Annotated in this window: 29 protein-coding genes; 11 read left to right on the top strand and 18 right to left on the bottom strand. The window is 38.0% G+C overall.

Going from position 1 to position 25,759, the window contains the following annotated elements; genetic code table 11:
* Positions 1 to 167: 167 nt before the first annotated feature.
* Both ACLCEG_RS06745 and ACLCEG_RS06750 read left to right on the top strand, forming a co-directional pair.
* On the top strand, positions 168 to 1,049 hold the full coding sequence (locus ACLCEG_RS06745; protein ID WP_004700597.1) for an ATP-binding protein: 882 nt from the start codon (positions 168 to 170) through the stop codon (positions 1,047 to 1,049).
* Between the two features lie 103 nt (positions 1,050 to 1,152).
* Complete coding sequence (locus ACLCEG_RS06750) at positions 1,153 to 2,256, top strand: DUF6670 family protein (RefSeq protein ID WP_410566770.1); 1,104 nt, start codon at positions 1,153 to 1,155, stop codon at positions 2,254 to 2,256.
* Positions 2,257 to 2,258: 2 nt separating this feature from the next.
* On the opposite strand, the gene tsaD is transcribed toward ACLCEG_RS06750, so the two are convergent.
* Positions 2,259 to 3,269 carry a tRNA (adenosine(37)-N6)-threonylcarbamoyltransferase complex transferase subunit TsaD gene (gene tsaD / locus ACLCEG_RS06755; RefSeq protein ID WP_005068344.1) on the bottom strand — a complete coding sequence of 337 codons (1,011 nt, stop codon included), beginning with the start codon at positions 3,267 to 3,269 and terminating at the stop codon, positions 2,259 to 2,261.
* A 145-nt stretch (positions 3,270 to 3,414) separates the two neighbouring features.
* On the opposite strand from tsaD, the gene rpsU reads away from it, so the two are divergent.
* Together rpsU and ACLCEG_RS06765 are read left to right on the top strand one after the other, a co-directional pair.
* On the top strand, positions 3,415 to 3,630 hold the full coding sequence (rpsU, locus tag ACLCEG_RS06760) for a 30S ribosomal protein S21 (RefSeq protein WP_001136722.1): 216 nt from the start codon (positions 3,415 to 3,417) through the stop codon (positions 3,628 to 3,630).
* Positions 3,631 to 3,656: 26 nt separating this feature from the next.
* On the top strand, positions 3,657 to 4,103 hold the full coding sequence (locus ACLCEG_RS06765; RefSeq protein ID WP_004700591.1) for a GatB/YqeY domain-containing protein: 447 nt from the start codon (positions 3,657 to 3,659) through the stop codon (positions 4,101 to 4,103).
* Positions 4,104 to 4,204: 101 nt separating this feature from the next.
* On the opposite strand, the gene ACLCEG_RS06770 is transcribed toward ACLCEG_RS06765, so the two are convergent.
* From ACLCEG_RS06770 to ACLCEG_RS06825, 12 genes are all read right to left on the bottom strand, one after another.
* Positions 4,205 to 5,632, bottom strand: coding sequence for a M48 family metalloprotease (locus tag ACLCEG_RS06770; protein WP_191103858.1), 1,428 nt, complete (start codon positions 5,630 to 5,632; stop codon positions 4,205 to 4,207).
* A 145-nt stretch (positions 5,633 to 5,777) separates the two neighbouring features.
* The gene (locus ACLCEG_RS06775; protein WP_410566772.1) at positions 5,778 to 6,743 is read right to left on the bottom strand and encodes a 2-hydroxyacid dehydrogenase; all 966 of its coding nucleotides are present in this window, start codon (positions 6,741 to 6,743) and stop codon (positions 5,778 to 5,780) included.
* Between the two features lie 11 nt (positions 6,744 to 6,754).
* Complete coding sequence (locus ACLCEG_RS06780; protein WP_410566774.1) at positions 6,755 to 7,408, bottom strand: hypothetical protein; 654 nt, start codon at positions 7,406 to 7,408, stop codon at positions 6,755 to 6,757.
* Positions 7,409 to 7,508: 100 nt separating this feature from the next.
* On the bottom strand, positions 7,509 to 9,398 hold the full coding sequence (locus ACLCEG_RS06785; RefSeq protein ID WP_039254776.1) for a M48 family metalloprotease: 1,890 nt from the start codon (positions 9,396 to 9,398) through the stop codon (positions 7,509 to 7,511).
* A 78-nt stretch (positions 9,399 to 9,476) separates the two neighbouring features.
* Positions 9,477 to 11,018 carry an amidophosphoribosyltransferase gene (gene purF, locus ACLCEG_RS06790; protein WP_019457102.1) on the bottom strand — a complete coding sequence of 514 codons (1,542 nt, stop codon included), beginning with the start codon at positions 11,016 to 11,018 and terminating at the stop codon, positions 9,477 to 9,479.
* 25 nt (positions 11,019 to 11,043) lie between these two features.
* Complete coding sequence (locus ACLCEG_RS06795; protein ID WP_004700582.1) at positions 11,044 to 11,631, bottom strand: CvpA family protein; 588 nt, start codon at positions 11,629 to 11,631, stop codon at positions 11,044 to 11,046.
* Between the two features lie 6 nt (positions 11,632 to 11,637).
* Entirely contained in the window at positions 11,638 to 12,642 is a 1,005-nt protein-coding gene (locus tag ACLCEG_RS06800) for a quinone-dependent dihydroorotate dehydrogenase (RefSeq protein ID WP_019457103.1), read from the bottom strand.
* 89 nt (positions 12,643 to 12,731) lie between these two features.
* A complete protein-coding gene (gene gspM / locus ACLCEG_RS06805; protein ID WP_410566776.1) occupies positions 12,732 to 13,211 on the bottom strand; it encodes a type II secretion system protein GspM in 480 nt (159 codons plus the stop codon).
* The gene (gene gspL / locus ACLCEG_RS06810; protein WP_107972916.1) at positions 13,211 to 14,350 is read right to left on the bottom strand and encodes a type II secretion system protein GspL; all 1,140 of its coding nucleotides are present in this window, start codon (positions 14,348 to 14,350) and stop codon (positions 13,211 to 13,213) included. Before gspL ends, gspM begins: the two co-directional genes overlap by 1 nt.
* A gap of 21 nt (positions 14,351 to 14,371) precedes the next feature.
* The gene (locus ACLCEG_RS06815; RefSeq protein WP_410566778.1) at positions 14,372 to 14,827 is read right to left on the bottom strand and encodes a SixA phosphatase family protein; all 456 of its coding nucleotides are present in this window, start codon (positions 14,825 to 14,827) and stop codon (positions 14,372 to 14,374) included.
* A 56-nt stretch (positions 14,828 to 14,883) separates the two neighbouring features.
* Entirely contained in the window at positions 14,884 to 15,957 is a 1,074-nt protein-coding gene (locus ACLCEG_RS06820; protein ID WP_019457106.1) for an NAD(P)H-dependent glycerol-3-phosphate dehydrogenase, read from the bottom strand.
* Between the two features lie 34 nt (positions 15,958 to 15,991).
* On the bottom strand, positions 15,992 to 16,567 hold the full coding sequence (locus ACLCEG_RS06825) for a nitroreductase (protein ID WP_410566780.1): 576 nt from the start codon (positions 16,565 to 16,567) through the stop codon (positions 15,992 to 15,994).
* A gap of 203 nt (positions 16,568 to 16,770) precedes the next feature.
* Here ACLCEG_RS06825 and ACLCEG_RS06830 point away from each other — a divergent pair, with 203 nt between their 5' ends.
* Positions 16,771 to 17,151, top strand: a complete 381-nt coding sequence (locus ACLCEG_RS06830; protein ID WP_019457108.1) for a hypothetical protein — start codon at positions 16,771 to 16,773, stop codon at positions 17,149 to 17,151.
* A 39-nt stretch (positions 17,152 to 17,190) separates the two neighbouring features.
* Here the strand turns inward: ACLCEG_RS06830 and rhlB are convergent, their stop codons facing one another.
* Complete coding sequence (rhlB, locus tag ACLCEG_RS06835) at positions 17,191 to 18,342, bottom strand: ATP-dependent RNA helicase RhlB (RefSeq protein ID WP_410566782.1); 1,152 nt, start codon at positions 18,340 to 18,342, stop codon at positions 17,191 to 17,193.
* A gap of 110 nt (positions 18,343 to 18,452) precedes the next feature.
* Positions 18,453 to 18,665, bottom strand: coding sequence for a cold-shock protein (locus tag ACLCEG_RS06840; protein WP_000126912.1), 213 nt, complete (start codon positions 18,663 to 18,665; stop codon positions 18,453 to 18,455).
* Between the two features lie 375 nt (positions 18,666 to 19,040).
* Here ACLCEG_RS06840 and ACLCEG_RS06845 point away from each other — a divergent pair, with 375 nt between their 5' ends.
* The 5 genes from ACLCEG_RS06845 (at position 19,041) to ACLCEG_RS06865 (ending at position 21,773) form a co-directional block, all read left to right on the top strand.
* On the top strand, positions 19,041 to 19,286 hold the full coding sequence (locus tag ACLCEG_RS06845) for a sulfurtransferase TusA family protein (protein WP_039254768.1): 246 nt from the start codon (positions 19,041 to 19,043) through the stop codon (positions 19,284 to 19,286).
* Between the two features lie 133 nt (positions 19,287 to 19,419).
* Positions 19,420 to 20,286 carry an RNA polymerase sigma factor RpoH gene (gene rpoH, locus ACLCEG_RS06850; RefSeq protein WP_002049311.1) on the top strand — a complete coding sequence of 289 codons (867 nt, stop codon included), beginning with the start codon at positions 19,420 to 19,422 and terminating at the stop codon, positions 20,284 to 20,286.
* A 111-nt stretch (positions 20,287 to 20,397) separates the two neighbouring features.
* Complete coding sequence (locus ACLCEG_RS06855) at positions 20,398 to 20,763, top strand: DUF423 domain-containing protein (RefSeq protein WP_410566784.1); 366 nt, start codon at positions 20,398 to 20,400, stop codon at positions 20,761 to 20,763.
* 13 nt (positions 20,764 to 20,776) lie between these two features.
* Complete coding sequence (gene thiS, locus ACLCEG_RS06860) at positions 20,777 to 20,974, top strand: sulfur carrier protein ThiS (protein WP_004700562.1); 198 nt, start codon at positions 20,777 to 20,779, stop codon at positions 20,972 to 20,974.
* 13 nt (positions 20,975 to 20,987) lie between these two features.
* Positions 20,988 to 21,773: a thiazole synthase gene (locus ACLCEG_RS06865; RefSeq protein WP_001154366.1), complete on the top strand. Its 786-nt coding sequence runs from the start codon at positions 20,988 to 20,990 to the stop codon at positions 21,771 to 21,773.
* A gap of 126 nt (positions 21,774 to 21,899) precedes the next feature.
* Here ACLCEG_RS06865 and ACLCEG_RS06870 read toward each other — a convergent pair whose 3' ends face one another.
* Both ACLCEG_RS06870 and yaaA read right to left on the bottom strand, forming a co-directional pair.
* Positions 21,900 to 22,523 (bottom strand): metal-dependent hydrolase, encoded by a 624-nt coding sequence (locus tag ACLCEG_RS06870; RefSeq protein ID WP_410566786.1) that lies wholly within the window; start codon positions 22,521 to 22,523, stop codon positions 21,900 to 21,902.
* Between the two features lie 19 nt (positions 22,524 to 22,542).
* Positions 22,543 to 23,316 (bottom strand): peroxide stress protein YaaA, encoded by a 774-nt coding sequence (yaaA, locus tag ACLCEG_RS06875; protein ID WP_410566788.1) that lies wholly within the window; start codon positions 23,314 to 23,316, stop codon positions 22,543 to 22,545.
* 125 nt (positions 23,317 to 23,441) lie between these two features.
* Here yaaA and ACLCEG_RS06880 point away from each other — a divergent pair, with 125 nt between their 5' ends.
* Positions 23,442 to 24,074 (top strand): alpha/beta hydrolase, encoded by a 633-nt coding sequence (locus tag ACLCEG_RS06880; protein ID WP_019457113.1) that lies wholly within the window; start codon positions 23,442 to 23,444, stop codon positions 24,072 to 24,074.
* A 59-nt stretch (positions 24,075 to 24,133) separates the two neighbouring features.
* On the opposite strand, the gene rtcR is transcribed toward ACLCEG_RS06880, so the two are convergent.
* The gene (gene rtcR, locus ACLCEG_RS06885; protein ID WP_410566790.1) at positions 24,134 to 25,732 is read right to left on the bottom strand and encodes an RNA repair transcriptional activator RtcR; all 1,599 of its coding nucleotides are present in this window, start codon (positions 25,730 to 25,732) and stop codon (positions 24,134 to 24,136) included.
* Positions 25,733 to 25,759 lie beyond the last annotated feature (27 nt).

Consider the following 25,759-nt stretch of genomic DNA (forward strand, 5'->3'; position numbering starts at 1 on the left):
ATCTTCACAGATGATTTTACTGAATAGACATGACAACACTATGCGCGGTCTGAACATTTCAATCAATTGCAAAACAGATAAACTAGATTGGCAGTATCTTTTTTGTCAGCTTGCAAATTTCGGTGTTAGTATCCTAGTAAATTACTGTTTAACATGATTGATTAACCATGGCTACCATTGATTTACCCGACAATTTAGTTCAAACCTTATCACTTGTATTAAATCAGTTACAGCAAGTTTTACCAGAACCGAAACAAGAAACTGATTTCACTGCACCAGCTTTTAGATGGGAAAACCAGCAACTTAAAGCCATTTATACGCCTAAGAATATTTATCTTGATGACTTAAAAGGCATCGAACGTCAAAAAGAAAAAATCATTCAAAATACTTTGCAGTTTTTAAATGGCCTACCTGCAAATGATGTACTGTTAACGGGTTCACGTGGTACAGGTAAATCCTCTATAGTGCGTGCTTTACTCACTGAATATGCGCCTCAAGGATTACGTTTAATTGAAATTGAGCGTGATGATTTAGCAGACTTACCTAAAATCCAAAAAATCATTCAAAACCGCTCTGAAAAGTATATCGTCTACTGTGATGACTTAGCTTTTAATGCTGAAGATGAAAATTATCGTAGTCTAAAAAGTGTATTAGATGGTTCATTACAATCTGGTTCAACAAATTTTATTATTTATGCGACTAGTAACCGCCGTCACTTGTTACCTGAGTTTATGCACGAAAACACACCTGTAACTAAGGTTGATGTACCCCAATATACCGAACTACATCCACAAGAAGCGATTGAAGAAAAGATCTCTCTATCAGACCGTTTTGGCTTATGGTTATCTTTTTATCCAATGGATCAAAATTTATACTTAGAAATCGTAGAACATTATCTTGATAAAGCAAACATGCCTTTTAATGATGAAGTTCGTGCTGAGAGTTTACGTTGGTGTCAAATGCGTGGTCAGCGCTCTGGCCGTGCGGCTTATCAGTTTTCTAAGCATTGGATTGGTTTAAATGCTTTAAAAGAGTTGTCTAACAGTTAAATAAAATGTCCCACAAAGCCTTAGCTTTGGCCTGTAAACCGCTTAGCTTTGGCAGTTGTTTTTCATAACCTAAAACCAAGATCACCCCCTTTTAGGTTTATATATGAAAAAACAATTGCCAAAATTTTCTACCGCAAGCAAAACTATTGCTAAAAGTTTGTTATTCGCACAAGACTTTTTAGACCAAGCAAAAAAATATTCAACGCTTCCTTTTACTCAATCTCATATCATTCGCCCACGTGTTGACGAAAAATATTATAGCTGGACTCATTACGGCATCTTTTTTCCCCTTTTGCCAGAACCGCATCGCTATTTAAATATTATGATTTTATTAGGCACACCTGGTGCTCTTGCTTTTGATCATGATGACATTATTGTTGGCAATCCCAGAAAAACAGCGACTTTTTTTTCAAGCACAGCCGCCCTTGAACAAGCCTTATTGAAAGCCTATATCATTCCTAAAGATACAAAAATTAATGAAGATGGAAGCTTAATCGAACTAGGTCAGGAAATTCCAATTCAAGGAAAATTTCCTAAAATTCATATTAATGGACATTATGAAAGTCTAGATTTTGACTTTGATATCGATGTGACCTCACATGTTTCATGGTTTATAAAAACGCCTGTTTATGATCATTTGAGTTTATTAGCCAAATTTAAAGGTTTTTTAAATTATCAAGATAAATACATTGAAAGCGAAGGACTTTGCACTTACGAATATGCTCGAGCAGTTGGCCCCCACTCATTCACAAATCAACTTATCCCTGAAAACCATAAATTACCGCTTGATTTTTTCACTTATCAAATCATTAATTTGAATGAAAATACTCAACTTCTGCTAACCAAAGCAGATATTGCGGGTCAAACAGTAACTTATACATTGCATATTAGACATCTTGATCGGCCAGCTGAAATTTATACAGATGTCAGCTTTGATATTATTTCATATCAAATTGATGACTTCATTTCATCAACGGGCAAGAACATGCGACTTCCCAAATACTTTTCTTGGATTGCTAGAAATGATGCAAAACAAATTATTTTAAATATTCAGGCAGAAATTGACTGCCCATTCCGCTATGGTCATGGGCAAGGTTATGCAAGTAGTTATATATTTACTGGTCATTATTTTGGCAATGAAGTGCAAGGCCGTGGTTATATCGAATATATAGATATTGAACACCAACAAGCCGTTGCAAATGAATAATTTTACTCAGGAATAGTAAGTTCAGTCATTGGCCAACGTGGTGTAGTCGTGACAGCCAAGCCATCATGTTGGCCGGCTTTTAAACGCTGATAACCTGCAAATGCAATCATTGCACCATTATCAGTACATAAAGCAGGCTCTGCATAGTAAACCTGCGCTTTAATTTTCGCTAAGGAAGTTTCTAACTGTTCGCGTAGTCGTAAATTTGCACTTACCCCACCAGCAATCACTAAACGCTTAAGCCCAGTTTGCTTTAAAGCTTTTACCGATTTTTTCACCAAGGTATCTACGATTGCTTCTTGGAATGAAGCAGCTATATCAGCATCTCTGTTTTCACCATTCAATTTTTTCAATTGAACAGATACTGCAGTTTTTAAGCCACTAAAAGAAAAATCTAGGCCTTGATGAAGCATTGGTCGTGGAAATTCAAATGCTAGCGGATCACCAGATAGCGCCAGTTTTGCGATATTTGGCCCACCCGGATATGGCAAGCTCATCATTTTCGCAACTTTATCGAAAGCTTCACCAGCAGCATCATCAATAGACTCACCTAAGAGTTCATATTGACCAATTGCATGGGCAGCCATCAATTGTGTATGACCCCCTGAAACAAGCAATGCTACAAATGGAAATTCGGGTGGCTGACTTGAAAGTAATGGAGCCAACATATGTCCTTCCATATGGTGAACACCAATCGCAGGCTTATTTAAAGAAAAAGCTAGAGTTCTTCCAAACAATGCACCTGTCATTAATGCTCCCATTAAACCTGGGCCACGCGTATAAGCAACTGCGTCAATCTCTTGTTTCGTTACACCACTTTGTTCAAGCAATTGATTCATTAAAGGAATAAGCTTACGAACATGGTCACGAGAAGCCAACTCTGGAACCACCCCACCATATTCAGCATGAAGTTTTATCTGGCTATAAAGAACCTGTCCCCGCAAGCCGAGTTCGCTATCATAAAGTGCCAACCCTGTTTCATCACAAGAAGTTTCTAAGCCTAAAACAATCATCAAAACTGCCTTTTATATGAGTCAAAATATTGCAATCGCTATTATAGACTTGTGATATGAGTTGTAAATGAGTAAAATACTGACCTTCACTTGTGATCCGGCGCAATGGTGTGCCTGATCTTATCCATAATCTAGAGGATTTTACATGCCACAAGTTAAGTTGAAAGAAGGCGAACCAGTTGACGTAGCTATCCGTCGTTTCAAACGTTCATGCGAAAAAGCTGGTGTTTTAGCTGACGTTCGTAAGCGCGAATTCTACGAAAAACCAACTCAAGAACGTAAGCGCAAAAAAGCTGCTGCAGTTAAACGCTACCAAAAGAAATTGGCTCGCGAATCTGTACGTACTACTCGCCTTTACTAATTAATTTGTGATTGACTGCTGAAATTATGACTACTTTAAAAGACCAAATTACTGATGCATTAAAAACTTCTATGCGTGCCAAAGATATGGCAACAGTGACGGTTTTGCGTAGTCTACAAGCAGCAATTAAGCAAATCGAAGTTGATGAGCGCATAGAGCTTGGCGACGCTCAGGTTCTTGCGGTCATTGAAAAGCAAATTAAACAACGTAAAGAATCGATCAAAGCCTTTGAAGGTGCTGGTCGTGATGATTTAGCTAGTAAAGAACAAGCCGAAGCTGAGATTATTTCCCAGTTTCTACCAGAAGCTATGACTGAGGAAGAGCTTGATTCTATCATTGAGCAAACGATTGCTGCTCAAGAAGCAACTAGCATGAAAGATATGGGTAAGGTGATGAATTCTCTACGTCCGATCATAGCCGGGCGTGCCGATCCTGCTCAAGTTTCAGCAAAAATTAAAGCTAAGTTAGCTTAATTCCCTCCTCTTTCCTTATACATTCTTAGACCAAGCTTTCAGTTACTTGTCAGTTTAAGTAAATTCGTGTCTGCGAAAATCACAAGATTACTCTATACGTCCTAAATTTTCATTCGTCGTTCATCTTGCATTTGCTTTAAGCGGCTATCTATTTTAGCAGACATTGCATGATTGTCTTTTGCAAGTCGCTGTGCATGTAACATCGATTTAATTGCATTTTCTTCACTACCAGACCAAAATTGTGCTTCTGCTCGATAGCGCAACACATTCACCGCCCTTAAAGGCGACTCTTTATCTAAATTAGCGGCTTGCTGTAATAGTTGCCAGCCTTGAATATCTCGGGCATTTTTATTAATAAAACGCTGAACAAGTGTCTGTACTTGCGCATATTTCCCCTGACGTAACAAAACCTCAGCCAACTTATAGCTAAACGCTTTATTTTCAGGCATGGTCATTTGCAATGGCGCAATAGAATTATAGGCCTGATCAAGTTTATTTTGCCCCAAATAAATATCTGTTTGAATTAAAGAAACAAGCGGCTTACCACTAGATTTTACTTGATCTAAGGTTGTTTGAGCTTGCGTATAATCACCTTGTTTTAAATAAAATGCAGACAACGCCAATAACCCTGCCAGATTTTTTTGCGAGGCTAAACTTTGAAGCTGATTTTCTGTAGCTTCTCCAGCAACCACCATGGTGTACCATTTTAAAATTTCAAAATCAACATCATATATTCGACTTTTAACACGAGGCATTTGATTAGCTCTTAGGCGAGCCTCACTCATACGCTCAGTCGTTAAAGGATGGGTAAGCCAAAAATCCGGCAGGAAACTTACATGGCTAGTTGCCCTATGCATTGTTTCAAAATAATCTGCCATACTTTGCGGGTTATAACCCGCGGCATACATGTATTGCATTCCGATCCGATCGGCTTCACGCTCTTGATTACGGCTATAGGTAAGCTGCTTATCCAAAAGTGCAGCTTGCGTACCCAACATGACTGCCGCCCCTGCATCTCCACCCGCCTGAGCAGCCAAAGCTACGCCTGCCAGCAAACCAGCCAAACTTAAGAGTGCTTGCCCTTTAAATGCTTCTTCTGAACGACTAAAGTGCCTTTGAGAAACGTGAGCAATTTCGTGTGCCATCACACCAGCAATCTCATCAATATTGCGAGCAGATGAAATAAGGCCAGTATTTAATGCAAATAGCCCACCTGGGACAGCAAATGCGTTAATTTGAGGATCTTTAATTACAACTAGACCAATAGGTTGCCCAAGCTGGGTTTGACCCAAAATATTAGAGAAGACTTGAAAAAACTGATCTTCCAGCCATACATCCTGTATGACTGGCATTTGCTTATGAACTTCACGAAAAACTTTTTCACCAATAAATTTTTCTTTTTGCTGGTCAAGCAATCCTATTCCACTACCAATATTCGGAATTTCAACTTGCCCAGAAGCTGTTTTTGGATCAAAAGGGTCGGCATAAGAGGCATTTGTTATAAAAGCCAAACTTAAAATAACTGGCAAAAATTTCAAAAGTTCTTCTCTATTAAAAATTAGACCAACAAAAAAGCCCATTCACACAATGCTTGAATTATCTTGCATCATATCAATAGGCTTTCACTATAACATTGAAAATAGACTGTATTTGCAATGAAGTGTTATTCAATATTTATACGAAATTAGGGTTCAACAAATATCTTGGAGTTTTATCTTCCAATGCTTCTACCAAGTTTTTATAAGCTAAGTTTGCCATTTTTTTGCGAGTTTCAGCTGTAGCAGAACCTACATGAGGCAAGGTAACAACATTTGGTAATTTGAAAAGTGCCGAATCTTGCAAAGGCTCTTTTTCATATACATCAAGACCAGCAGCAAAAATAACTTCATTCTGCAAAGCCTCAATAAGCGCCTGCTCATCGACCACTGAACCACGCGCAATATTAATAAAAATAGCGTGCTTTTGCATAAGTTCAAATTGAGCTTTACCCATTAAAGCTTTAGATTCAGTATTTAAATCAACTGCTGTCACTACAAAATCAGACTGTTGTAACAACTCATCCAAACTTAAATATTGAGCATTCAATGGCTCGGCCAATTCAGGCTTTTCTCGTCGATTATGGTAAACAATATTCATGTTAAAACCATAAAAACCACGACGTGCAATTGCAGCACCAATATTACCAAGCCCAATAATTCCTAGCGTCTTCCCAAAAACATCTAGTCCAAACTGCTGTGGCCCAACTGTTCTTTTCCATTCGCCTTGTTTGGTCCAATGGTCTAGAAATGGTACTTTTCTAGCTGCACTTAATAATAGAGTAAAAGCAAGATCTGCCGTAGTTTCAGTCAAAACATGTGGTGTATTTGATAACCAAATTTTCTTTTGGTTCAAATAAGCAACATCATAATTATCATAACCAACTGTCACAGATGAAATAATTTTTAGTTTTTGTGCTGGAGCAAGATTGCTTTCATTGAGCAAGCGCCCCGCGCCAATCATTCCATCAGCATCTACGACTTCTTTTCTTATCTGTTCATTAATATCACCCAGTTTAGGGTTTAATACGACAACATGATAATCCTGCTGTAACCGTGACAAAATTTCTTCATCAATTTGGCTAAAAACCACAACCTTTTTCATGTATATCCCTACTACTCATTGTTATCTTGCATAAGTTGCCACAGCCTTTTTTTAAGGAGAGGCTTATCTAACATTTCTTTTAAACTAGCTAAATGAATAATATTTGCATGTTGAATATAGGTACATTTACCTAAACACAAAATCTTTTTTTCTGCCGCTACAGCATCTAAAAAACCTTGAATATATGAACCGACACCGCGTTGATCTTGATAAGCTGCTAATGGAAAAGGCCACCTTAATTCAGCATAATGTCCAACTTTGGCCTTTTGTATATTTGCCCAAAGTTGCTTTTCCTCTTTCTCTAATGCAGTTACATCAACAAAGATTACACACTTTTCAAGACAATAAGCCTGCAACTCAAATGGAGCAATTGCCTCTCGCTCAATAACTATAGGTTTTTCTACAACCACTTCAGGCTGCGGAACATCTACAATGGCTATTGAAGGCTCCTCAACCACTTTAGCAACTTCAAGCAGTTCAGGATTAGATGGTACCTGTTCAAATGCAGGAATATCTACAGCAATAGGTATATTAATTGGAACATGAGGCTCAACAACCTGATCACGCCATAAAGTATGAGCATTATTTTTTTGGCACACTTGTGTTCTAGGAATCCACACATCGATTCCTAAAGTTGCCAGTATATTTCTTTGCTGCCCAATCATGTTTAAATCAGTACCTCTAATCTACTCACATTCTAACGGGCTTCTGATTTTTTTTCAGCGTTTTCTTTAAATGATCTCTTTTCAAAACCACATATGTTTCTTAAATAATCATAACGCTATTTTTCTTCTGCATTTGCTCTACAATTTCATCGGACTCAAAACCAAATCGCCAATAGAGCAACTCAAGCACATCCAGTTCATCTTGAGTAATAATTCGGTCACTCCATAAGCACATTTCAGCAATTGCCAAAATGCTTAAACGATCACGAAGTAAAAGCCCAGCAATGTCATTTAAAATTTCAGCCAAGTCCAAAGGCTCATCCGAAATTTCATCATAAATATTCATTTCATCCGGGTTTAGCAATGAACGTAAAATACGTTCACGGACTTCCAACTGGTTTGGACTATTAATTTGCTGCACATGAAGTAGTGCATCAATTAAACGCACTATTTGAGGCTTTACTTCTTCAAATGCCGTAGGTAAATGAAGTGGCATCAGGTTCAATTCATATTTAACCCGCTCTAACAACAAAGCATCAAGCAGTCCTATTTCGCCATCTTCCTGAATAATGAGAGCCAGTTTGGTCAAAAATTGACGCGCAATACTTGCAGGCATATGGCCAATATTTTTACATGCGTCGTGAAATATCTGAATATGAATACGACCATCTAAATTAAGCAAAGCATCGACAATTGAATGACTTACCGGAGCTTCTTGTGGAATAAATTCTCGATATTGGCGAATCATTAAAATTGCAACCATCACCTCACGCGAACCAGTAGCGGTTTGCAATGCTCGCTGAATGAGCTCCGGGCGTTTTTTATTACGTCGAATATCATTACTTAAAGGTTTAATCGCATCATTTAATGCAAAACTGATTGGAGAAAGGCGCAACAAAGGCAAAGGTTGTGGTGATGACCACGGAATATAAATTTCCGTTTCAGATTCTTCTAATGAACGAAAAAGACTAAATAACGGTCTATTACGAAGTTTCTTTAAATTTTCTAATTGTAAATCTTGCAATAGAGTTGGATTAAGTTCGTAAATACGCTCACGAATACTTGGGTGAATATTCATCCAACTTTGAGGGCTAAGTGAGTTTGCAAAACACATATGTGCAATAGATTCAGAATAAGCACTATGAATTTGCGAACCTGAATGGTGAACATAAATACGCAATAAAGTTTGGGTATTCGTACTATTTTTTAGCAACCGCATGGTTTTTTGGTCGTTGCGAAACGTACGACCACTTAATGTTAAATATTTAATAAAACGTGTGATTAATACACCCAAGCTTCCCGCCAGCCAGATTACACCACCAACAGCTACAAAGACTGTTTCAAATTTATGCTTATAACCAGGACTGTAACGTTTAAAACCCTGCTTGGCGAGCTTACTGCCCCATTGACTAAAGGTTGTTAAACCACTGTATAAAATTTTTAATTTAGTATTTTCTACAGCTTCACCGGATAAAATCTGGTTAAACTCATGACCCAATAGACCATACAGTTCTAGTTCATCTAGATTCTGTAAAGCTCCCCAAGTCAAAATAATGACAATATCGTTTGAGTGAAAACCTGCAGTTAATGCATTCACTCCTACTTCATCAGGCAAAACATAAAGTGTTGGAATATTCAGAGAAAATGTTTGCGCCAAATGTTCTGTAATTTTTAATGCCGCATGTTCTTCCGGTGTACTCTCACCTTTTACCAAACGACGCGCTTTAAGCTGTTTAGCAAGAGAATGTCCTCCTTTACGCAAAATATAAAGCTCGGTCACCACAGACCAAACCATAATAAAAAGCAAAAGAGCAACAAAATATGGACTTAAAGCATGCCACCAAATTGGCTGGCTATAATCAAAGAAATGAACAAGTAAACCCAAAATGAGATTTAAAATAAAAATAGTTAAAAGCACAGCGACCAAACACATAGTGATGGACCATGCCATATTCTTATTTTCGATTAAATAGTGGCTTACTTCTTTCAATGTAAATAATCCCAATTACATTGTTAAGTTTCATCATAAAAGAAAAAAGCGGGAAACACCCGCTTTTTTCGGCTATTTCTATTCTTCTTTAATACCCGTCAAATCTACTGACGCTGCATCAATATTGACATCAATATAACCATCTTTTTTCTTTTTCGCAGAATCATTACGCTTCTGCTCCAAATTATTCAGATAGTCTGCATCGATTCCACCAGTTACATAGATACCATCAAAAACAGAGCAATCAAACTCAGTCAATGTAGGAACCTTACTTGTACGTACGGCGTTCTTCAAGTCTTCCAAATCTTGGAATACTAAACGGTCAGCACCAATAATTTCTTGGATTTCTTCTACACTGCGTTCCGAAGCGATAAGCTCAGTCTTAGCAGGCATATCGATACCATAAACGTTTGGATACATCACCTTTGGTGCTGCTGAAGCAAAGTATACTTTTTTCGCACCTGAGTCACGCGCCATTTGAATAATCTCATTACACGTAGTACCACGTACAATAGAGTCATCCACCAATAAGACGTTCTTACCTTTAAACTCTAACTCAACAGGGTTTAATTTTTGACGTACAGATTTTTTACGCTGTTGTTGACCCGGCATAATGAAGGTACGACCGATATAACGGTTTTTCATAAAGCCTTCGCGGAACTTCACACCAAGAATATTTGCAAGTTCTAGTGCAGAAGTACGGCTGGTATCTGGAATTGGGATAACCACATCAATATCATGGTCTTCACCCCAGTCACGCAAAATTTTATGCGCTAATTTTTCACCCATTTTTAAACGGGCTTTATAAACTGAAATACCATCAATAATTGCATCTGGACGAGCAAAATAAACATATTCAAAAATACATGGGCGGTATTTTGGTTCTGCTGCACATTGTTTAGTGAATAATTGACCTTCTGAATCAATGAAAATTGCTTCACCTGGTGCAATATCACGCTCGATTTTAAAACCAAGTGCAGTAATCGCTACAGACTCTGATGCAATAATATATTCCATCTCACCTTGTTCAGTCTCACGCGAACCATAAATAAGTGGACGAATACCATTTGGATCACGGAAACCAACCAAACCATGACCAGTGATCATAGCTACTACGCCATAAGCACCTTGACAACGCTCATGCACACGAGAAACTGTATGGAAAATATCTTCAGCTGTAGGGTTTAACGTTCCTTTCTTTTGCAACTCATGTGCGAAAACGTTTAAAAGAACTTCTGAGTCAGAATCAGTGTTCATGTGACGTAAATCTGTTTTAAACAGGTCATCATGAATTTCTTCTGCATTGGTTAAGTTACCATTATGTGCAAGTGTAATCCCATAAGGTGAGTTCACATAAAATGGTTGAGCTTCAGCACTGCTAGCAGATCCAGCAGTTGGGTAGCGTACATGGCCAATACCATAATTACCAAGTAATGCTCTCATATGACGAGTATGAAAGACATCACGCACCATACCGTTATCCTTACGAAGGAAAAGACGGCCTTCATGGCAGGTTACTATTCCAGCTGCATCTTGCCCACGATGCTGCAACATCGTTAATGCATCAAACAACATTTGGTTCACTGGCGATTTACCGGCTATACCAACAACTCCACACATAGCAACCTCGCAGACAAGCTAGGAATTAATAAAAAGGATTCTTTGTTGAATGGTCGGATCGGGTTTCTGATTCATCCGATTCGTCCATTGTTTTTGAAGGAGTGCTTGATGCACTACCTCCAGATGTTATCTGATGATACGCCTCACTTGCTGCATCTTTAGACAACTCTGTTGCTAAAGGCGCATAAGGCAATAAAAACTGTATAAGTATGGACTGTTTCCAGTTTGCTGAACTTTCAACCCAAGGTCCTACGCCTTGCATGGTAACAAGAACAACTAGTAAACCTTTTAAGGAACCAAAAGCACCACCTGCTAAACGATTTAATGGCCCCAATTTCAAACTTTTCAAGAGGCCATTTAAAATTGCAGTGACGATCCAAGTTAAAACAATAATAATGAGTGCAATAAATGCAAAAGCCGCAATCTTTTGAACCACCGGATCCTGACTTAAACCCGACATTGACGGAGCTAGAAGAACAGCATATTTTGCACCCATAATTAATGCAAAAATCCATCCTACCAAGTTCGCAAAGGCTTTTATAAATCCTTGTCGCAAACCGTTTAGCCCCCCAATGAGCAAAAGTATTAGAATGATGATATCAATAGTATTCATGTTCAATTAGGTCATAGCTTCAACACATTGCTTTACAAGTGTTGGTCCCGTATAGATTAGACCACTATAAATTTGAACAAGTGTTGCTCCAGCTTGTTGTTTCGCTAAAGCCTGCTCACCAGACAAAATACCACCCACACCGATTAAAGGAATTTGTCCTTTTAGTGATTGAGCAAATAAACGCAAACATTCTGTACTTTTCTCAAATACAGGAGCGCCTGACAAGCCACCTGACTCATTACCGTAAGGCAGGTTTTCAACCCCTTCTCTCGATAAAGTCGTATTAGTCACAATAAGACCATCAATTTTAAAATCAAGTAATTGTGCAGAGATAAATTCAACATCTTCAGCCGTAAGGTCAGGAGCGACTTTTAAAACCAAAGGAACATAATGATTATATTGCTCAGCCAACTCAAGTTGACGTGCTTTTAGTGTTTGCAACAATTCAGTTAACGCATCACCACTTTGTAAACTACGCAAGTTTTTAGTATTTGGAGATGAAATATTAACTGTAATATATGATGCGTAGTTATAAACTTTCTCAAGACAAATTAAGTAATCATCAACCGCCTTTTCAACAGGCGTATCGGCATTTTTACCAATATTGATTCCTAAAATGCCTCTAAATTTTGAAGCTTTAACATTTTCAATAAGCTTATCAACACCATCATTATTAAAACCCATACGGTTAATAATGGCTTTAGCTTCAGGAATACGGAATAAACGTGGTTTTGGATTGCCTGATTGTGGGCGAGGTGTAATTGTGCCAATTTCAATGAAACCGAAACCTAATCCGGCTAAGGCATCAATATGAGCACCATTTTTATCTAGCCCCGCAGCCAAACCTACAGGATTAGGAAACTCGATTCCCATACATTTGGTCGGCTTTGCTTGTACAGCCTGACGCATCATGCCTAGCTTATGTGCTTTATCAAGCATGGATAATGTTAATTCATGGGCACGCTCTGGTGCTAAACTAAACAACATCGGGCGAGCAAGTGAATATAACATACCAATCACAATCTACTGATTTTAGGTACGCATATTATAGGCACAGGTAGCACAAAACACCATGCTTGACATAAGCATATTTTGATATGTTATTGAACTGTCGCTGTTAATTTAATCTGACCTTCACTGGAAACCATTTCCATCTTCTGAATACTAAGACCCATCTGTGCAAGTTGTGTTAAAAAGTTAGCTAAAATTGCATAATTTTGATGTGTTACAACAATTTGTAACTGCTCTCCATTTTGCTGAGAAGTCACAGTTAAACCTTGCTGTTGAGCGACTCTTTGAATTTTTCCAGACTTATCAAGTTCAAGCTCATTTGCAGGCTTCATAGTAACAGCATTACTTTGCATCCACACCATCAGATCTTTTAAATCATTTAAGCGCTTTTGCTGTTGTTCTGCCAAAGAATGCATTTTCCAAAGCGAAGAGCCAATGATAGCCACCACCACAAAAATTGTAGTAAAGATAACCATAATACGTTCACGGACCGTTAAACGATCCAAATATTGAAGAACTTGTTCAATCCACTGATCAAAACGATTTTGCAATTGAGCTAACATTTTCATTATTGTATTTTCACCACCCCAATTGCACCACTACCATTTGCTTGGACATTACCTAGCTCAGCCTTAAATCCTTGCTGATTCAATTGTTGTGTCAAAGCTTGTAAATCATCTGCCGATTTTGCTTTTAATGCCATTGTTAGGATTGAAGCATCATAATTAAGTTGCTGAGCCAAAATCTGTCTTTGCATTAAAATAGGCCCCACACGACTTAACAAAGAAAGTGCTTGAGTATCACCCTGCTGGCTCATTCTTAAATGGCTTTCAAATTGACCTTTAATATTTTGTTCGGTTACGCGACTAGATGGCCCAAACCAGTATTTATATTGTTCAATTGTTTGGTCAGAGGTTTGGTTCGCCACTTTTTTCAATTTAACCCAACGCAATAAATCATAGCTAAATTGCACCACAATAATTGCTAAAACAATAGCTGCACAAGCTTTCCAATAGTTAGAAAAAGTACGCTCTTGGCCTTTTGACTTTGGCAAAACATTAAAAGGATGTTGTTTAGTTTTATCTAAAGGCTGGAATTGATAAATAAACTCAGAACGTTCGTCAGCACTTGAAGCCGCCTCTAAACTTTCGAGCTGCTCTACTGTTAAACCGCTATATTGATAATGCGTTTCAGCTGCCTGAAATTCTAAAAAAAGCCCCAAATCATCAACTGAATTGCCCAACCACTTATTTTCACGCACCAAGAGTTGATGATCAATATTACACAGAATAACTTGCTGAGCTTGTGGTTCAGGTAAAATCAGAAAATCCGGTAGTAAGGCCGCAAGTTTAGTTGGTAACAATGCTAAAGAATGTTGCCATGTCTCAACCATCCCCTGAGCAACACCCAATATAGTTAACTGATCGCCATGAAAATGATGAACCACTTTCATATGATCAATCGGCAAAGTCACAAACTCTTCAAGTAGATATTTAACCCCATCAGCCCCAAGCTGTTTATAGTGAGACTTTGCCATAGTTTGCTGAAGCATTTGAGCATGACGACTCGGAAAAAAGACTGTAGCTTCTTTTCCTTGGTGTATTTGCAAGTCTTGTATTAATTGATCGAGACTTGTAGCCTGCAACCAGTTCTCTCCGTTAGACCAATGCCATGTTCCATTGGTTTCAGGCATCCTTATATACAGCATGTCGGCTAAATAACCTTTTAATTATATTGTGGGTATAAAACTATTCTTTTGTGTTGATAAACCATTTGCAATAACAGCTTGATCATAAATTCTAGCTTCAGCAAGGGCAAATGGATTGAAGTTCTCATGAGTAAGTAACTCTGCAATATGACCGACAACATTCATATGGCAAACCACCACAATCGACTCATAAGGAATTTGAGACAACCACTCAACCGCTTCTCTTGCATCATCATCTGGCTTAATTTTATCGCATAACAATACAGGCACATCTTTAAAATATGTCTGGATATGCGCTAATGTTTCTTGAGCACGCAGTAAAGGACTTACAACAAAAATATCTGGCTTAACAATATTTTTTAAAAATGTTGCTGTTTGCTCAGCCTGTGCATGTCCACGCACAGTAAGTGGACGTTTAATATCATTACCATTTACTGGCGGAGCAGCTTCCCCATGACGAACTAATGTCAGTTGCATAAAATTTCCTTGTTAATAATTCCTGCATTATAACCACAATTTATGACATTTATTCGTCAGACTTCATGATGAGGTAAAACAAACTCAACATCACTACGGTGTCCATTTTTCATAAGTGAAAGCGCAATATTTAATGGTGGAGCACCCTCAAAAATTACTTCATATAAAGCATTAGTAATTGGCATATACACATCCAGTTCTTCTGCTTTTCCACGCACTTGCACAATTGTATTAATACCTTCTGCAGTTTGTCCCAACTCTTTACTTGCCTGATCAAGTGTCTTACCAGAACCTAATGCATAACCGATTTGATAATTACGACTCAATGGACTATTACAAGTCGCAAATAAGTCACCAACACCAGATAAACCTAAGAACGTAAGTGGATTTGCACCCTGCTTTACCGCAAAACGGCTCATTTCAGCCAAAGCACGCGTTAAGATCATACTCTTAGTATTTTCACCAATTTTATATGCTGCCCCAATTCCCATCGCGACTGCATAAATATTCTTAAGCGCACCGCCTAATTCAACGCCATGCACATCATCACTACCAAAAACACGGAATAACGCACTATGCAGTGCATGTTGTACAGCATAACGAACAAGTTCCGAATCACTTGCAATCACCGTACCAGATGGCATACCTGCCATAATTTCTTTGGCAAGGTTTGGACCCGACAATACACCGTATGGAACTTCTGGTAATTCTTCACGAATAATATCACTCATAAAACTAAACGTTTTAGCTTCAACACCTTTGGTTAAAGAAACAACCGCTTGTGCAGTAATATAAGGCGCGATTTGTTTTAAAACATCGCGGAAAGAATGACTAGGAATTGCGACCAAAATAATATCTCGATCACATACAGCTTGTTCCAAATCCGAAACAGCGCGCAATGAAGATTCTAAAGTGAAGTCTGGCAAATAACGCTTATTAATATGGGTTTTATTAATTTCTTCAGCTGTTTCGGCATCACGAATCCAGATCATGGTATCGCAGCCATTACGAGCAGCCAAATTAGCCATGGCCGTACCAAAGCTACCGCCGCCTAAAACAGTAATGCGTAATGCCGTTTTTTTATCGACCGCAACAGGTTCCACCAAATCTGTAAACTTAAATTCAGCCATGCTTTATTATCCTATTTCTTACTTTTACAGACGTTTAAGCCTGCCAAACTTTTACGAATTCTTTACTTTCAATATCTGCACGCGGTGCGATTGCTTTAGCTGCTGTGCCAACGTAAATAATACCTGATATTAAATCATGGGGTTGCAAACCTAAATGCTGTTTTAACCAATTTGATTCGACAACAACACCACTACGCCACATGGTTGAAAACCCTTGAGCTTGCAAAGATAACAAAAGATTTTGTACTGCCGCACCTGTACTTAAGATTTGCTCAAAATGTGGCACTTTGGGATGATCTTGCAACTGAGTAAGCGCTAAAATAAGTAGCGGAGCGCGAAAAGGATGTTGCTTAACGCGTTCAAGTTGAGCAGGATCAGTTTCACCTAAATCTGCCAAAGCTTTTGCTAGAACCTCACCAAAAGCTCCACGTTGTTCGCCAGAAACAATTACAAAACGTGTTGGCTTAAGTCTATGATGATCTGGAGCTGTTAAAGCAGCCTGAAAAGCCAACTCTAATTGATCTGAGTTTGGAGCGGGTTCAATTAATTGGCCAATAGACTGACGCTGATGAATATTTTGGTGAATTATTTGTATTGCTGAATCCGTCATTAATATTGATCTAACTCAAAAATTCGAAATAGATTAGCATAATCTACCGTTAATCCACCATGGAATCTAGCTTATAAACTTAGCGAACTCATAGTTTGACATTTTTTAATACAAAACTTCAAAACTCATACAACGTCTTCAAAATCAATTAGAAAACTTATGTTCAAATAACCCTATCTTTTGGCGGTTAACTTAGGTGAATCATGAAAAAAATAATTTTAGCGAGTGCAATGAGTAGCGTTATTTTATTACTAGGTGCTTGTGCAACTACTCCTAAAAACACTTTAGCAATTCAAAAAGAAAATAATCAGTTTGAAGTAACTGGTATTGGTAAAACTAATTTAATCGCAAAAAACAATGCAGTGACTGCCGCACAAAAAACCTGCTCTAAGAGCACAACCCCAGTTATTGTTGATGAAAAAACCACTTATCATGGTGTATTAAAAGATGTAGTCAGTGAAAAAACTGGTCAAATGGTAGAAGCCGCAGCAGGCGTCATTGGTAGTTTAACCGGTAAAAATGCGTCTTTAGCAAAAGATGATGATTACCAAACCACTCTTACTTTTTACTGTAAAATTAATTAAGTGAAAAAAATCCCAATCAACTGATTGGGATTTTTTTTATTAGCAATACCCATCTAATCGTGTGAGCGGTAGTTTTTTACCAATTGCTTTTTCAATTTCTGGTAAATAGAAAGCATCATCTTCAGACAAGAAACTAATACTTACACCTTGTGCCCCTGCACGACCAGTACGACCAATACGGTGTACATAATCATCAGACTGTTCAGGCAAAGTAAAGTTGATTACATGCGATACGCCATCTACATGAATACCACGACCAGCAACATCGGTTGCAATCATGATGTTATGTTTACCTTGCTTAAACTGCTCTAACATTTTCATACGTTTGTCTTGAGCAATTTCACCCGAGAGCATTCCCACTTTATATCCATCTTTTTTCAAATGGTCATATAGGCGGCGCACTTGCTCACGGCGATTTGCAAAGATCATGACCTTATCAATCGGTTCTTCACGCAAAATATCTTGTAAAAGACGATATTTATCTTGTTTAGCTACAACATAAACACGTTGTTCGACATCGTTATTGGTCTTTTGTTCAGGTTCAATTTCAACTGTTACAGGTTCAAATAACCACTGTCTTGCCAAATTTAATACGTCGTAGCTAAATGTCGCTGAAAACATGAGGGTTTGTCGTTGTTCCTTACGCGGTGAATAACGAACAATACGTTTTACCGAAGGAATAAAGCCCATATCTAATAAACGGTCAGCTTCATCAATCACTAAAAATTCAATTTGATCGAGCCAAACTTCTTTTTGTTCTACGAAATCAATTAAACGGCCAGGTGTAGCAACAATGATATCAACAAAATTAGCATCAAGTTGCTTCTTCTGCTTATCAAAATCGACACCACCCAATAGGGTCACGACATGTAAATTAGAGAATTTTGTGAGAAATTTCGCATCACTTTCAATTTGTAATGCCAACTCGCGAGTAGGTGCCAAGATTAAAGCACGAGGCTCACCACGGAAACGTTGCTCTTTAATTGGATTATTGAGTAAATCATTGATTACACTAATCAGAAAGGCAGCTGTCTTACCTGTTCCTGTTTGTGCTCGCCCAATTGCATCATGCCCGGCTAATGTATATTTTAAAACCTTTTGCTGAATTGGGGTCATTTGAGTAAACCCTAAAGCATCAATCGCCTTTTTAAGTTGCGGATGTAAATTCAAGGTTTCAAAACCAGATGTCATAAATACGTGCTCTAACAAACAATCTCTCGAATGAGAAGATCATTATAAACAAAAACGCTCCAATTCAAAAATTGGAGCGTCCATGATTCATCAAAAAGATGAATTTAGTCTTAGTCTAAAGGCTGAACGTTTTCAGCTTGAAAACCTTTTTGACCTTGTACAACGCTAAACTCTACGCGTTGACCGTCACGTAGAGAACGGTGACCGTCACCTACGATTGCACGGAAGTGAACGAATACATCGTCGCCGCCGTTACGTTGAATAAAACCAAAGCCTTTAGTGTCATTAAACCACTTTACTACGCCTTGTTCACGAGCTGTCATAAGTCAATCCTCAGATGATGAAAAAAGGACCTTCCGGTGTTGCAAACAGCAGAGTAAACAAGGATTTAAAATTTTTATAATCTTAAAGCTTGTAATCATTCTGTAAAACTATCAACAATTTCCGGTTACATCCATTTGTTATAGGTTATTAAAACAATTTAACTGTGTGGTAATCCCTAAAACGGTTCGAGCTTAACACGGGTTTATGACAATTAATAGAATTTTTTTCAAATATTTCCCCTATTTTTTAGCTCTTTTTTTAAACACCTTATGACTAGAATTTTTATAAGAATCCGTGACCTCATAATTTTATAAAACAGCTAGAGTTCATAAGAAAATTTGTTAGAATATTTTTTTTAGTTGTTTTTATGATGAATGAGCACTACCTCTTCTGCTATTACCCCTATTGAAATTAATGCGCTTGGCCAACCATGTCCAATGCCTTTATTAATGTTAAAACGTGAGCTTAAAAAAGTATCTGGAAAGCAACTGTTTTTATTAAAGTCATCTGACCCACATAGTGAAATTGATGTAACCCGTTACTGCAATTTACATCATTTTATGTGTCAAACCATGCAGATTTCAGAAAGAGAATTTCACTATTTAATTGAAACTCAATGATTCTTTGATAAAATAAAAGATTAGAAACTGCATAAAATTTTACATTTTTCTACCCAATTTTCCTTAATTATGAAGACAATTCAAATTAAGATGAATTTATTGGTTAATCCATCCTATCCTATAAGGAGAACTCATGAGTGACAGCAGCAATCAATTGATGCCCCTGTCATTGTCTGCGCCCGGTGTAAACCTTGGTGCATATATCAGTACTGTCAATCAGATTCCTATTTTAACGGCCGAGCAAGAAAAAGAACTTGCTGAACGTTATTATTATGACCAAGATCTTGATGCCGCAAAAATGCTGGTAATGTCGCATTTACGTTTTGTCGTTCATATTGCGCGCAGCTATGCAGGTTATGGCCTACCACAAGGCGACCTTATTCAAGAAGGTAACTTAGGCTTAATGAAAGCCGTAAAACGTTTCGACCCAAATATGGGCGTACGTCTTGTCTCTTTTGCCGTCCACTGGATTAAGGCAGAAATTCACGAATACGTTATTCGCAACTGGCGTATTGTCAAAATTGCAACGACAAAAGCTCAACGTAAATTATTTTTCAATTTACGTAGCCTAAAAAAATCGAGTAAAAAATTAACGCTCGAAGAAGCTCAATCGATTGCTAATGACTTAAATGTAACTCCAGAACAAGTTCTGGAAATGGAAGGTCGTTTAACCGCTTATGATGCTGCCTTTGAGGCACAAGGCGATGACGACGATGACACACCACACACAGCGCCTGCGTTGTATCTTGAAGATAACCGCTACGACCCTGCTCGTTTAGTTGAAAATGAAGACTGGGAAGAGCAAAGCACATCTGCTTTACATGATGCCATGGATCAGTTAGATGATCGTTCGCGGAATATTTTGCAGCGTCGTTGGTTAGATGATGATAAATCTACCCTACACGAGCTTGCTGCTGAATATAATGTTTCTGCGGAACGTATTCGTCAGCTTGAAAAAAATGCGATGGAAAAAATTAAAGTCGCAATGTCAGCAAGCTAAATTAAATGAAAAAAATAAAAGGGCGATAAGCCCTTTTGTTTTATCTGGCTATGTTTAGCCAACCTATTCTATGGTAACGTTGCCTTTCATTATTCAGTAGCGTTTTTTGTTATGTGGATTGCCATTTCAGCCCTTAATCTTGCTTTTGCAGTCATATTGGGTGCTTTTGGAGCACATGGTCTTAAAGCTCACGCGGGTCCTGAGCAACTTGCTTGGTGGCAGACTGCAACCGATTACTTTTTTTATCATGCTTTAGGCCTACTAGCACTTGGTATTTTAAGTAAGGTTCTTCCTCTCTTTCCAATCAAGTTATCTTTCTTGCTTATTCAAATTGGTATTCTATTTTTCTGTGGTTCGCTTTATATCATGGCACTAGGTTTACCACGAATATTAGGCGCAATTACACCAATCGGTGGAGCCTTAATGATTGCTGGATGGCTGATCTTGGCTTGGAATGCTTTCAAATACGCTAAATAGTCGGAATGTGATCATGCAAATTTATTTAAATGGCGAATTAACGGACACGCCTAGCCAAAACCTGTTGCAACTCATTCAGGAACTGGCACTTGAAGGAAAACGTTTTGCTGTTGAACACAATCAGCAAATCGTTTCTAAAAGCAAATTAGAGCAAATTACGATTGCTCAACATGACCGTATCGAAATTATTCACGCTGTTGGCGGCGGCTAAGTCGGAGTTATCCATGCAAGACACCCCTCTCATTATTGGTTCACGTTCTTTTCAATCTCGTTTATTGGTAGGAACTGGCAAATATAAAGACTTAAATGAAACGGATTTAGCTATTCAAGCCAGTGGTGCAGAAATTGTAACTGTCGCAATTCGTCGTGTGAATATTGGACAAAATCCAGATCAACCGAATTTACTTTCAGTCATCCCACCAGAAAAATATACAATTTTGCCAAATACCGCAGGTTGTTTTGATGCTGATAGCGCAGTACGCACATGTATGTTAGCGCGTGAACTTCTAGACGGTCACAACTTGGTAAAACTCGAAGTTTTAGGTGATGAAAAAACCTTATATCCAAATGTAACCGAGACTTTAAAAGCCGCTCGTACTTTGATTGATGACGGTTTTGAGATTATGGTCTACACGTCTGATGACCCAATCATTGCTCAAGAACTTGAAAGTATGGGCTGTGTCGCAATTATGCCTTTAGGTAGTTTGATTGGTTCAGGTTTAGGTATCTTAAATCCGCACACTATTTCAATTATTAAAGAAAATGCGAAAGTACCTGTCCTAGTCGATGCAGGCGTTGGTACAGCAAGTGATGCCGCTATTGCAATGGAACTCGGTTGTGACGGCGTGCTCATGAATACAGCGATTGCAGCTGCGCAAAACCCTATTTTAATGGCTTCTGCCATGAAAAAAGCTGTTGAAGCAGGACGTGAAGCATTTTTAGCTGGTCGTATGCCACGTAAACGCATGGCAAATGCAAGTTCACCAGAAACAGGTTATTTCTTTAAATAATCTCTTTCCAAGGAATCACTGCTTCTTCAGTGGTTCCTCTATCCTCTCATCTAAGCATTTTTTGTCTTTTTAAATTTGTATCTCTTTATTCAATTCACAAATTTAAATTCTTATAGTTAGCTTAGGCTATTCCAATATCTTTTTTAAATTTTGCTTGGCGTTTAATTCAAAATTCTTTTGGAAATATGCAGTTTGATAAAGTGGCTCAGACTGATAAAAATGCATTAAAACTTCTTTTCTTTTGATTGAATATACTTCTGGTTCAACCCACGCATACTCCTGCTGAATTTGCTGTTCATATTGTATGAAACGTTCAGGTGGTGCTGCCAAAATAGCTAAATCGATATCCAACAAAAATTGCAAATCTGTTTCATCGGTTAACGCATGCTTTTGAGTCGCAAGAATCCAGCGCTTTATTTTCTCTAGAGTATCGGGCAATAAATCTTGAGCCATCAATTGTTCAAATAACTCAGCACTTTTAAGCTCATTATCTGGTGCTTGAGGGTTATAGATCGCATCATGAAAACAAAGAGCCAATGCGACAGCAGAAGGATCATTTAATTCGGACTGAATCGATTGGTGCAAACTCAAACATTCATATAAATGCTGCACGCTATGGTAGGCTCGCTGCTTTTCACCATAAGCCGCAATGAGTTCATCCAAGATTTTTTGAGGCTCAGAAAAGTGATAGTGCTGATGCAGCTCAAACCAAACATGTTCTAGTTTTGATAAATAAAGCTGCATCATCATATTTTAACCATACACAGGCTTATTGTTCATCACGTTTAAATACCAACTCTTTTGCAGATGAGTTATCAGCATCAAAGTAGTAACCCTCAGTATTAAACGCTTTGATATCTTCAGCTTTATTTAATTGGTTTTCAATAATAAAACGAGCCATTAAACCGCGTGCTTTTTTCGCATAGAAACTAATGACTTTATATTTGCCATTTTTCTGGTCAAGGAAAACAGGCTTCATAATTTCAGCCTTAATTTTCTTTTCATTGACAGACTTGTAATATTCATCTGAAGCTAGATTTACTAGCAGCTCAGATTTAATTGCGGCCAAATCTTCATTAATCTGGTTAGTGATGATATCACCCCAAAATTCATACAAATTATGGCCACGCGTATTTTTTAATTTAGTGCCCATCTCTAAACGATAAGGCATCATTAAATCTAAAGGACGCAATAAACCATATAGACCAGAGAGCATACGCAAATGCTGCTGTGCAAAATTAATATCTTTGTCTTTTAAATGATAAGCATCTAAACCAGTGTAAACATCACCTTTAAATGCATAGATTGCTTGGCGAGCATTTGAGAAATTAAATTCGGGATTCCAATCTCTAAAACGATCTGCATTGAGTGTGGCAATTTTTTCACTAACCCTCATTAAAGTCGCAATTTCCGAAGCGGAGAGTTTGCGGCAAACATCAATTAATTGTGCTGAGTTTTCTAATAAGCGCGGCTGAGTAAACTCATCTGTAGGTAACGCTGTTTCATAATCTAAAGTTTTTGCAGGAGAAATTAAAGCAAGCATAGACAACCTGAAAAAATTATTCTTAATACCAACTATAACAGTAGATTTTTTTTAATGCTAACTCGTGTTTTCAATGACGACTATCGGTAAAATAGGAATACGTATTGTTATTTATCGATTCTTATATGTCTGAGCAAATTTTCATTCAGGGTCCAGTTGGTAAAATTGAACTTTTTGTAGACCGCCCTGAAGGTGAAATCAAAGGCTTTGCGGTTGTTTGCCATCCGCACCCATTGCAAGGTGGAACTCCTCAACATAAAGTCCCTGCTCTTTTAACCCAAATCTTTAATGAATATGGTTGTATCGTTTACCGTCCTAGTTTCCGTGGTTTAGGCGGTAGTGAAGGTGTTCATGATGAAGGTCATGGCGAAACTGAAGATATTTTAGCTGTGATTGAACACGTTCGTAAGCTTCATGAAGGCTTGCCGTTCTATGCAGGCGGTTTTAGCTTCGGTTCACACGTTTTGGCAAAATGTTATGCGCAGCTTAGCCCAGAATTACAACCAGTACAGTTAATTTTGTGTGGCTTACCAACAGCAACTGTAGTGGGCTTGCGTCACTATAAAACTCCTGAAATTCAAGGTGATATTCTACTCATTCATGGTGAGCAAGATGACATTACCTTACTTTCAGATGCAATTGCATGGGCAAAACCACAGAAGCATCCAATTACGATTTTACCTGGCGCTAACCACTTCTTTACAGGTTATTTAAAACAGCTTCGTCAAATCATTACACGCTTTATTATCATGAAATAAAGTGTATTTGATGGGCATAGATTGAGTCTATGTCCATCATTTCATAAGCACAGTAACTGCTAAAAATTATTCCAACTTAACCCAAAACGCGCTAAATATTTTTTCACTCGGTCGCTATCATTTGTTGTATTACGTTGTTGGCGAGATACCGAAAAGAGTTGTCTTCCCGCCTCTGCCATTGATTTTGAATTTTCACAGACTTTGAGCACACCTCGTAATTGAATCTGATCAAATTCATCTATTTGCTCTATTTGTTCAGAAGCCAAATAGTTCAACAAAATATCTGTATTTTTATCATTGTAAGATTCACCCTGAATAAGCCAAAGTTGCTTTAGGCGCTGAATTTCTTTTTCTACAGCCTCACGACGTATTAACTCACCTTGAGATAAAGTTGCCAAACGAGTTACGCTCGCTGCTAAATCTCTAAAATTTCCTTGCCATGATGCATCTGCCGATTTAGCAAACTTTAAATATGTTTCTAATGCATCACGTTGAAAACGTAATTGTCTTTGATGAATTGCAGCAAAACGCTGTAGCTCAAAATCAATATTGGGTGCAATATCTTCTACACGGTCTTTTAAATTGGGTAAAAAGAACGTCCACGTATTCAAACGAGCCCATAAATCTTCACGAAAACGGCCCGCTTGAACTTCATAGCGCAAATCACGATTAGTACCCGCTATTAGCTGAAAATCGGCCTGAATTTCCTTATCACTTCCAACAGGAAAAAAGCTTTTGTCTTCTAGCGCTTTTAGCAGCATAGCTTGTTCATCAAGTCCCAATTCACCAATTTCATCTAAAAACAAAATGCCTTGGTCAGCACTTTTTAATAAACCAGCACGAGAGGCAGCTGCGCCTGTAAATGCACCTTTTATATGACCAAATAAGGTCGACATGGCACTATCACCACGTAAGGTTGCACAGTTAACATCAATAAAACGACCGCTTAATTGAAATTTATCTTTCTTTAACTGAAAAATTTGTTTTGCCAAATGAGACTTACCAACCCCTGTTGCCCCCATAATTAAAATAGGCGCACTAGAGCGAGTTGCAACTAATTCAACTTCCTCAATAAGCTGATTAAACGCTTTATTATGAGTAGAAATATTGGCTTTAAGTTGTTGCCAATTTTGTTTTTGTTCATCATCGAAACGCTGTTTTAAAACATCGTATCGAGACAAGTCCAAGTCAATAATTCTATATTCACCTTCTGATGTCTTGTGTTGGTTAGGTGAACTTTGAATGAGTTGAGCTGGCAAATAATGTGCATCTACCAATAAATACCAACAAATTTGAGCAACATGCGTTCCTGTCGTGATATGCAGTAAATAGTTATTTTTTTCGACATCAAACGGATAGGTTTTTACAAAGTCATAGAGTGCACCATAAACTTCAGCAAAATCCCAAGGATCTTTAATACTTACCTTATGTCCAGAAACCTCAGTTTGTGGAGAAATCTCTTTAGCATCTGCTGCTATAGATTTAACTAAATTATGATGTTGTCGATCATGTAAAAGTACCAATTCATCTACAAGCAAATCTTCATGCATTAACAGGCTAAGTGTAGGACGCCAACGCTGCCAGCGATCTGGCCTTCTCCCCTGATCAAGTGTAGAACCGACAAAGCCAATAACAACTGTTTTCTTTGCATCTGCCATAATTTCTATAAAATTTTATAAGTGTCT

Source organism: Acinetobacter sp. H1(2024), assembly GCF_046557555.1.
Classification (GTDB): Bacteria; Pseudomonadota; Gammaproteobacteria; order Pseudomonadales; family Moraxellaceae; genus Acinetobacter; species Acinetobacter seifertii.